A 9,761-nucleotide genomic window follows, 5' to 3' on the forward strand; every position below is an offset into this window, starting at 1 on the left:
GACTTTCAAAAACCTTGCATTATCCTTCTTGTAGTACATCGCTTGGTACACAAAACAAGGGCAACAAAGCCTGAAACGACTGGCTACTGACTCCTGACTCCTGACTCCTACCCCCAGGAAAAACTTTTTCAGCAGACCCTACTTAGGGTTAGCTGAATAAATCTAAAAACCTTGTTGGGTAAGACTTTTAGACTTTTTGTCAATCAAAAAGTACCAGATATGGGAGTGGTCGGGGGGAAAATTCCTGGACTTTTTCCCTGAAAATTAGGTAATTTACCCGATGAAAATGGGTAAAACCCCACACCCCACACCCCACACCCTACACCCTGCCCCTAGGAAAAACTTTTTCAGCAGACCCTACTTAGTGCTGTGTATAGAGAAGTTGCGAATTGTTAACCCTAGCTTTGCTAGGAAAATAAAATGTGATATTGTGACCCCAAGGCCGTGAAAAACGGCCAGGTTTTCAGTTTTTTTAAACATCAGGTCGCTACATTCTACAGCTATTTTCGCTCAAAAAAAAACGATTTTCTAGGCATTTCTATGACTTATCTTGTTGAACATCCTTCTACAACCTTTTATTCCTATACCGATACGGGGGTCGATCCCCTGAAAACCGCTCACGGAGTTTATATCACGGTTCACGGACATTTTTACCAACCACCGCGAGAAAATCCCTATCTAGACAGAATTGAACGGCAACCGAGCGCCCATCCCTTCCACAATTGGAATGAACGCATCCATCACGAGTGTTATCGTGCCAATGCTTTTGCGCGCATTTACAATGACCGGGGGGAAGTGATCAAAATAGTCAATAACTACGAATATCTCAGCTTTAACATCGGGGCCACCCTCATGTCATGGATGCAATCCCATGATCCCGAAGTTTACCAACGCATCCTGACAGCGGATCAAAAAAGTTGTCAACGCTTAAACGGTCATGGTAACGCCATCGCCCAGGTCTATAATCATATCATTCTGCCTCTAGCCAACAAACAGGACAAATACACCCAAATTCGCTGGGGAAAAGCCGATTTTCAGCATCGTTTCGGCCGGGATCCCGAAGGAATGTGGTTAGCGGAAACAGCCATTGATTTAGCCACAGTGACAGCTTTAATCGATGAGGGGATTAAATTCACCATTTTAGCCCCTTCCCAGGCCCTGCGCTGTCGTCCTTTCCCTAGCGACCAGGATCCTCATCCCCAATGGCACGCAGTGGCCGGAGGTCAAATCGATCCCACCCGTCCCTATCGCTGTTACATCCCCGATGGTCGTTATCTGGATATTTTCTTCTACGATGGTCCAATTTCTCGCGATATGGGCTTTAATGATGTCCTAGCCAGCAGTGATTTTCTCGTCGGTCGTCTGGGACAAGCAATTAAAGGGGATCATCGTCCCTCCCAGTTAATCAGCGTCGCTACCGATGGGGAAACCTTCGGCCACCACAAACAGGGGACAGAGAAGTGTCTTAGCTATGCTTTTACGGAATCTTTCCCTAAAAACGGCTGGACAGTCACCAATTTCGCCCATTATCTCAGTATTTGCCCCCCCACTTGGGAAGTGGAATTAAAACCCGTGACCGCGTGGAGTTGCGTCCATGGCGTAAATCGTTGGCAGGATGACTGTGGTTGCGGGGGAGGGGGAAATTACCAGCAAAAATGGCGTAAACCCCTGCGGGAGTCCCTAAATTGGCTCAGAGATGAGTTGATTAAGGTCTATGAGATTCAGGGACAGGAATTTTTCCGGGATCCTTGGCAGACAAGGGATGACTACATTGCAGTTATTTTAGATCGATCCCCAGACGCAATCGAACATTTCCTCGCCCTGCATCAAAGTCGCAACCTGAGTAAAAGCGAGAAAATCGATGCTTTGCGTTTATTAGAAATGCAAAGACAAGCTTTATTGATGTTTACCAGTTGTGGCTGGTTTTTTGAGGAAATTTCTCGACCTGAAGGTACGCAAATTTTGAGATATGCTGGCCGGTCCCTGGAATTAGCTGGAGAAGTGGCTGGAATTCAATTAGAAATGAATTTCCTCAGTCGTCTAGCTTTCGCTCCCAGTAACGTTAAGTTATATCAAGATGGGGCCGATGTCTATCGACAATTGGTCACTTCTGCGCGGGTCGATTTGGAACGGGTGGCGGCCCATTACGCTATTAGTTCCCTATTTACCAATTATCCTAGTCATCATCGGATTTATTGTTACAATACCCGTCAATTAGATTATCAAAAACAAGCGATCGGGTCTTTAACTTTAGCAGTGGGACAGGTGGAATTAACCTCGGAAATTACCCAAGAAAGTGAACATTTTGTCTTTGCTGTTCTACATTTAGGAGGTTGGGATTTTTACTGCTGCATTCAACCGTTTAACAGTCGGTTAATCTATACCAATCTTAAGGATCATCTCTTTGAATCTTTACAACAGGCCAGTGTTTCGACCATGATCGTAGAAATGGGGCGCGGATTGGGAGAAAACTTCTTTGCTTTACCCCATCTTTTTGCCGATGAAAGACACCGAATCATGCAGAAGGTGACAGCCGAAACTAAAAAACGTCTCGATCAATTATACACCCAAGTTTATCGGGATAATTACGGCATTTTAGCGGCTTTCCAACGGGATGAGCTGCCCGTACCTCAAGAGTTACAGGTAGCGGCCGATATTGCCATTTCTCACCGTTGTTTACAGGTGATTACTGCCCTAGAAAAAGATTTTGAGCAGCGGCAAGCAACGGAAAATAATCTCGATCAATTATTTGCTATTGCTAAGGAAGCCAATCATTTACACTGTCAATTAAACATCCCCGAAGCGCGTCAAATCTTAGAAAGTCTGCTCTGGCAATCTCTTGGGAAATTATTACACGATGGTGATCCTTTAACAGCGGAGGAGGATACTCGCTTAATCACCCGTTTAATTGAAGTTAGCCAACAATTAAAGCTAGGATTATCCCTCGATCGCTCTCAGGAATTATACTATTATTATTTCCATGACCGTCTAGTTCCTAATTCTTTGCGGTCTAATTCAATAGATGTTTCCTGTCCCTGGCCGATGACTCAATTAAAATGGTTATTACTATTAGGACAGGTGTTAAAAGTTGATGTGAGTATTTGGCTGTGAAATCAGTCAAAGGGTGGGCAATGCTCACCCTTTGATGATTAAGTAGGTTAGGCGATGATTGCCCTAGAACTCAGGTTAACCCAGAGACTAAACCCTTAGATTTATAATGGATCATAAGTCTCTCATCGAAGGTTTACATGACTATCACGCCGATTTATACCGCCTCAGCCAGCACAGCAAGCCAGTATCCCGATGCTTTTGGGCGTTTTGGACGCTACGGGGGCAAATACGTCCCAGAAACCCTGATGCCAGCCTTAAGTGAACTAGAAACGGCCTATAATCAGTATAAAGACGACCCCGATTTTCAAGAAGAATTAAATCAACTGCTCAAGGATTACGTCGGCAGACCTAGTCCCTTATATTTTGCCGAACGTCTCACCGCCCATTATGCCAAAGCTGACGGTACTGGGGCGCAAATTTACCTAAAACGAGAAGATTTAAACCATACCGGGGCCCACAAGATTAATAACGCCCTCGGTCAGGTTTTATTAGCCAAACGTATGGGTAAAAAGCGAATTATCGCCGAAACCGGGGCCGGACAGCACGGCGTGGCCACCGCTACGGTTTGCGCTCGTTTTGGTCTAGAATGCGTGATTTATATGGGAATTCACGATATGGAACGCCAAGAACTCAATGTTTTCCGCATGAGACTGCTTGGCGCGACGGTGCAACCCGTGGCCGCCGGGACAGGAACCCTGAAAGATGCCACCTCGGAAGCGATTCGCGACTGGGTAACGAATGTGGAAACCACTCACTACATCCTTGGTTCTGTGGCAGGTCCCCATCCCTATCCGATGATGGTGCGCGATTTTCACGCGGTTATCGGTCAAGAAACTCGTCAGCAAAGTCTGGAAAAATGGGGCGGTTTACCGGATATTCTCCTCGCTTGCGTGGGGGGTGGTTCTAATGCTATGGGTTTATTTCATGAGTTTGTTAAAGAAACTGCCGTGCGTTTAATTGGTGTTGAGGCCGCCGGAGAAAGTATCGCTTCTGGAAAACACGCCGCCACCCTTACCCAAGGTCAACCGGGGGTTCTACATGGAGCAATGAGTTATTTATTACAAGATAGCGAAGGTCAAGTTATCGAGGCCCACTCAATTAGTGCCGGTTTAGATTATCCCGGAGTCGGGCCAGAACATAGCTTTTTAAAAGATAGTGGTCGCGCCGAATATTACAGTGTCACCGACAAGGAAGCACTAGAAGCTTTTCAACGAGTTTCCCGTTTAGAAGGGATTATTCCAGCCCTAGAAACTGCCCACGCTTTAGCCTATTTAGAAACTCTTTGCCCACAAGTAACTGGTAGTCCTCGCATTGTTATTAATTTCTCCGGACGGGGTGATAAAGATGTGCAATCGGTGGCTAAATATTTATCGATGAATGGTTAACCTTTAGCCTTTTCAGTGAGCAGTTATCAGATTTGAGTATTAAGTGATCCCCCCCCTGCCCCCCTTAATAAGGGGGGGCTGACCTACTTATTAAATGGCGGTTTCTTGCTGTCTTTTCACTTTTGATTAATTACTATTTACTGAGCCATGAAAATGCTACCTACTCCCCGTCTCATCACTGATAACTGCTTACTGTTTACTGATAACTGGTAAATCAGAGGGATAAGCTATTGTGCATCTAAATTTGATATTCGTTTTGAACCGTTCCCTGTTCCGGACTAGCTGAATTTGATATCCTCTTCGGGGTTCTTGAGCGGTTTCCCAGCTGCCTTAACAGATTTACTCTGTTCTGGTCTTAGAGTCGCTCTAAGTGGCACTTTCTAGCATATATCGTGCAAATGCGCTAGTATTTAACAGTAAAGCCAACCTAGAACGACGGGGTTTCTGACCCAATTTTTCGATGAAAATTCTTCAGATTGTTCCTTCGATTTCCCTTGTTTATGGTGGCCCCAGTCAAATGGTACTCGGTTTGTCAGCGGCCTTGGCGCAACTAGGCCAAGAGGTGACTATTATTACCACCGATTCCAATGGTGACACGGGACAAGCACCCCTAGATGTGCCTTTAGGGGTCCCTGTTAGTCAAAATGGCTATCAAATCTATTATTTTCGCTGTTCTCCCTTTCGACGCTATAAATTTTCCCTTGATCTGTTTACTTGGTTGGCTAATAGGGCAAAAGATTACGATATCGCCCATATTCATGCTTTATTCTCCCCGGTGAGCAGTATATCGGCTTCGATCGCTCGTTATCATCAACTGCCCTATATTCTCCGTCCCCTAGGCACCCTCGATCCGGCAGATTTGCAAAAAAAACGGCAACTTAAACAAATATATGCCAATTTTCTGGAAAAACCCAATTTAGCGGCGGCGGCGGCAGTTCATTTTACCAGTCAGCAGGAGTGTCAAACTGCCGAAAGATTTAATATAAAAACTAAGGATATTGTCATCCCCCTAGGGGTAGATTTTTTTAACCCACAAGCTTTACCAGTAACGGGTTTTGATCTTCCCGAAAATAAACCGATCATCCTCTATATGTCCCGTCTTGATCCGAAAAAAGGTCTAGATTTATTGCTGCCCAGTTTAGAAAGGTTGTTAGAAAAAGGCCTAGATTTTCATTTTGTCTTAGCAGGAGGCAATCCCCAGGACCGGGAGTACGAAAATCGGATTAAAAATCAGATCGAGCGGTCAATATTGGGCAAAAATACGACGATTACCGGATTTGTCACTGGAGAAGTCAAAAATAGCCTCCTCGCTAGGGCCGATTTATTTGTTTTACCTTCCTACTATGAAAATTTTGGCATCGCAGTGGCAGAAGCTATGGCTGCCGGAATTCCCGTGGTTATCTCCGACCGGGTGGATCTGCATCCTGCGGTAGCAGCAGCGGCTGCGGGATGGGTGACAGCTTGTCAGCTTGAGGATTTAACTAATACTTTGGCAACGGCTATCACTCATCCTGAAATTCGCCAACAAAGGGGGAAAAATGCCAAGGATTTAGTCTTAAATCAATATAGTTGGTCGGCGATCGCTGAACAGCTGTTAACTGTCTATGAAAATCTAGACAGACGGATTAAGATTTAGGCCATGAGGATAACCAGCACTAAAAATGCCAGTAGGGTTAAACCTGATTGCAGAAAGACGGGAAGCGCAAAAGAGTTCATAACAGTAGCTCACTTTTCTAGGGATGGCTCTATTTCCACTATACGCTTTCATCTCCGCTAATTCCTCATATTTCCGTCCGTAATGTCATCATCTCATCATTTAAGTAGGTAGGCGTTAAAAATTATCAGACACCACCCTTATCAAGGGGGGACTATAGGGTAGGGTTGATTCATGAATCAACCCTACTATGAATCAACCCTAGTACTAAGGGGGGATCGAACCTAAAATCCATTTTTAATTTAATTATAACCAGCTACTTATTCATCCCATAGGAGAATTTGAGTTCACTTGTACTGCATTTAAACTGGGTAGGGAGCATTTTAATACAAATGTACGGAACTTGGTCACTCCTCACCCTGTTCACTTAAGTTTCAGCGTCGTGATTATAATTAGGGAATGATAGAAATTCTTAGGCAATAGGATCACATCAGTGTTGATAAATCATCTTTTCTTCGGCGCTTTCCTACCTCTTGATACTCTCCTGTCCACCCAGGGGATTATGGTTATGCTTCTGGCCGCTTATGCTTTAGCCATGTGGATGTTTCTAACTAGCGCCCCAAAAGTTCATACAATCATGGTGACAGATTTGGAGACAGCCCGACAATTTTATGAAGGACTTTTAAATTTACCCACGGCCGATGTCCCCCTCCATTACTATTACAATTATGAGCAGACGATGGGCAATAATATGATTGACCCATTTTATATGTCTAGTAATCCGGCTGTGACTACTGCCAACCCTTCTTTGGGAGATCAACCCCAGGGTTTATGGTATCAGTTAAAGAAAAATACCCAACTGCACATCGTTGCTGGGGCAACCGCGGGTTATAAGGATCGTCATCGTCACGTTTGTTTTGATCACGATTGTTTAGAACAAATTCTGATGCGGGTGGAATCACGACGCTTAAAGTATAAAGTTCGTCGCAATAAACCTTTAAATTTTTTGGTCAAAGATAATGCTGATCGCGTGATTGAAATGGCCGAAGTCTCGAATTAGTTAACGTTAATTAGATTGGGGGCAACTATAACGGTAAATAACTAAACTTATGAATGCTCAACTGCTCACAATCGTTTTAATTTCTTTAGGGGTAGGTATTGGTTTGGCCATTCTACTCCTAATTTTAGTCAAGTTAAGACGCTGCAACCAACAGGTAAATAGTATCGTCGATTATCACTCTCTCATCGGTTTAATCGGAGTTGTTCAAATCCCCTTCGATAAAAATAGCAAGGGGAAAGTGCGAGTTAATGTCGGGGATAGTCTGATCGATATAGTAGCGATAACGGAAGGGGAAGAACAATTTAATGTCGGGGATAAAGCATTTATCCTCAATTGCCAGGACAATAAAGTTTTAGTCATTGCGGAAAAGTATATCAGAGGCGATTTGTAATTTCTTCTAAACCAAAGGGTAACTAACTATGAATAGTCAAAATAATTCCTATCTCATCCAAATCAATCCCAATCAATACGACAACAATAATAACAACAGTGCTGGCAATTTATTGTTGAATAGTGTTCCCATCGCTTTATTGATATTTCTGGGGATTGGTGCGATTTGGTTTATCAATTCTTTTTTGTGTATTTGCAAACCCAATGAAGTAGTGATCCTGAGTGGGATGAAACGCAAATCAAAAGATAGACAGGATGTGGGGTATCGAGTGATATCGGGGGGTCGGGCGATTCGTATTCCAATTTTAGAAACCGTTAAACGCATGGATGTCACCACAACCCCGATCAGAATTGAGATTAAAAATGCCTATTCTAAGGGCAATATTCCCCTGAATATAGTGGCCATTGCTAACGTGAAAGTTAGTTCTAAACCTGAAATAGTCGGCAATGCGATCGAACGTTTTTTAGATCGAGATCGAGAAGAAATTATTCGCGTAGCTAAAGAAACTTTAGAAGGAAACTTGCGGGGTGTAGTCGCAACAATGACCCCCGAACAAGTGAACGAAGATCGCTTACAATTTGCCGAAAGTATTACCAGTAACGTCAGTCAAGACCTGTTTAAACTCGGTTTAGAAATTGATACTCTCAAAATTCAAAATGTTGCCGATGACGTGGATTATCTTAACTCCCTCGGACGGGAAAGAATCGCTTTAGTCATGCGTGATGCTGAAATTGCTGAATCAAATGCCCTCAATGAAGCTGAACAAATAGTCGCGGAATGTGAGGAACAGGCAACCGTAGCTAAAACCCGCGATCAAATTATCATTTTAGAGCAAGAAAACGAATTGAGAAAGTTAAAGGCAAAACTGGAACAACAGGCTAAATCGGAAGAAGAAATAACTATCGCCGCCGCTAAGGAAAAACGTGCTATAGTTGAGGAAAAATTGCAACAGGTCAGAGCAGAATTGGAAAGATTACGTCTCCAAGCAGATCAAGTTTTACCCGCAGAAGCGCAGCAGGAAGCTGAAACTTTCCGCGCTAGAGGACAAGCGGCAATTTTTGAAGAAAATGCCAAAGCTGAAGCCTTGGTTAACGAATTGTTTGCGGAAGTCTGGCAAAACACCGGCAGCGAAGCAGAGGCAATTTTCTTGATTCAACAGTTAGAAACTATCCTGGAGGAGGCGATTAAAATTCCTAAACGCTTACACCTCGATCGAGTTAATATCGTTGATAATGGTGATGGTAAGTCCCTCGCTGCTCTGATCAAAGTCTATCCCGAAATCGTCAATCAATTCCTCGCCAGTGTCCATCAAACCCTCGGTATTGATGTGGTCGGAACTCTCACCAATAAAATTGAAAAATAGCAGTCAGAAAACACAATAGCCTGATTTTGGCGATAGATTGCTACCTGTTGACTAATGGGAGCAATTAACCAGCCCAGTCTTAAGCCACTATCAAGATATTCCTGCATTTTTGCTTAGAGTTAACTTAAAGAATCAGTGCGCGACCTTAATTAGGGTTTGCGGCAAAAAGTTTGTTGGTGGGGTTAGGAGTCGGTCGTCGGTCGTCAGTAGCCGGTCGTTTCAGGCTTTGTTGCCCTCTCTTTTCGTACGAGCTTATGTACTATAAGTAGTCATGCAAAATTAATTACCTGCCCGATCGAGCTAAAACCCTTACGGGGCAATGATCGTCATGTGTAAATAATTTTGCCTAGGTACTTAAGAAGGATAATGCAAGGTTTTTGAGGGTCTCAATCCGATTTTCGCAGCATGAACATCGGATTTTAACAGGTCAAAAGCCTTATTTTAAAAGGGTTTTACCATTATTCAGCAAGCCCTATGTATTGTCAACTTAAAGAATTTTGTGCTAACATACTGACACTCAGTCAAGCAGTGTCAAAATGTTTGTACTAGAATACAAAGTCAAGCCAAAACCTAATCAAATAGAAGCCATTAACGAAGCAATACGGACAACCCAATTTGTTCGGAATAAAGTCCTGCGTTATTGGATGGATAATCCAGGTGTTGGCAAAACAGAGTTATTTCGGTACAACACAGCATTAAGGAAAGAGTTTAAATTTGTTGATGATTTAAACTCCCATGCTTGCCAGACTGCCGTAGAAAGAACCTTGCGGGCAATTACTCGGTTTTACGATAATTGC

General features: G+C 43.5%; 6 protein-coding genes and 1 pseudogene. All 7 read left to right on the forward strand.

The genetic code is table 11. The annotated features are described in order from the left end of the window. The first annotated feature begins 540 nt into the window (after nt 1-540). Nucleotides 541-3,111: a DUF3536 domain-containing protein gene (locus tag IM509_RS16535; RefSeq protein ID WP_072926655.1), complete on the forward strand. Its 2,571-nt coding sequence runs from the start codon at nt 541-543 to the stop codon at nt 3,109-3,111. Between the two features lie 137 nt (nt 3,112-3,248). Beyond that, nucleotides 3,249-4,496 (forward strand): tryptophan synthase subunit beta, encoded by a 1,248-nt coding sequence (gene trpB / locus IM509_RS16540; protein ID WP_072926653.1) that lies wholly within the window; start codon nt 3,249-3,251, stop codon nt 4,494-4,496. 460 nt (nt 4,497-4,956) lie between these two features. Next, entirely contained in the window at nt 4,957-6,132 is a 1,176-nt protein-coding gene (hpsP, locus tag IM509_RS16545) for a hormogonium polysaccharide biosynthesis glycosyltransferase HpsP (RefSeq protein WP_052276719.1), read from the forward strand. 511 nt (nt 6,133-6,643) lie between these two features. Beyond that, complete coding sequence (locus IM509_RS16550) at nt 6,644-7,210, forward strand: hypothetical protein (protein WP_002784990.1); 567 nt, start codon at nt 6,644-6,646, stop codon at nt 7,208-7,210. 49 nt (nt 7,211-7,259) lie between these two features. Further along, the gene (locus IM509_RS16555; RefSeq protein WP_052276718.1) at nt 7,260-7,601 is read left to right on the forward strand and encodes a hypothetical protein; all 342 of its coding nucleotides are present in this window, start codon (nt 7,260-7,262) and stop codon (nt 7,599-7,601) included. 28 nt (nt 7,602-7,629) lie between these two features. Beyond that, complete coding sequence (locus IM509_RS16560; protein WP_052276717.1) at nt 7,630-8,964, forward strand: flotillin family protein; 1,335 nt, start codon at nt 7,630-7,632, stop codon at nt 8,962-8,964. A 536-nt stretch (nt 8,965-9,500) separates the two neighbouring features. Continuing rightward, nucleotides 9,501-9,761: pseudogene (locus tag IM509_RS16570) on the forward strand (RNA-guided endonuclease TnpB family protein); the annotation flags it as partial.

Source organism: Microcystis sp. M31BS1, assembly GCF_020245285.1.
GTDB classification, from domain to species: Bacteria; Cyanobacteriota; Cyanobacteriia; order Cyanobacteriales; family Microcystaceae; genus Microcystis; species Microcystis panniformis.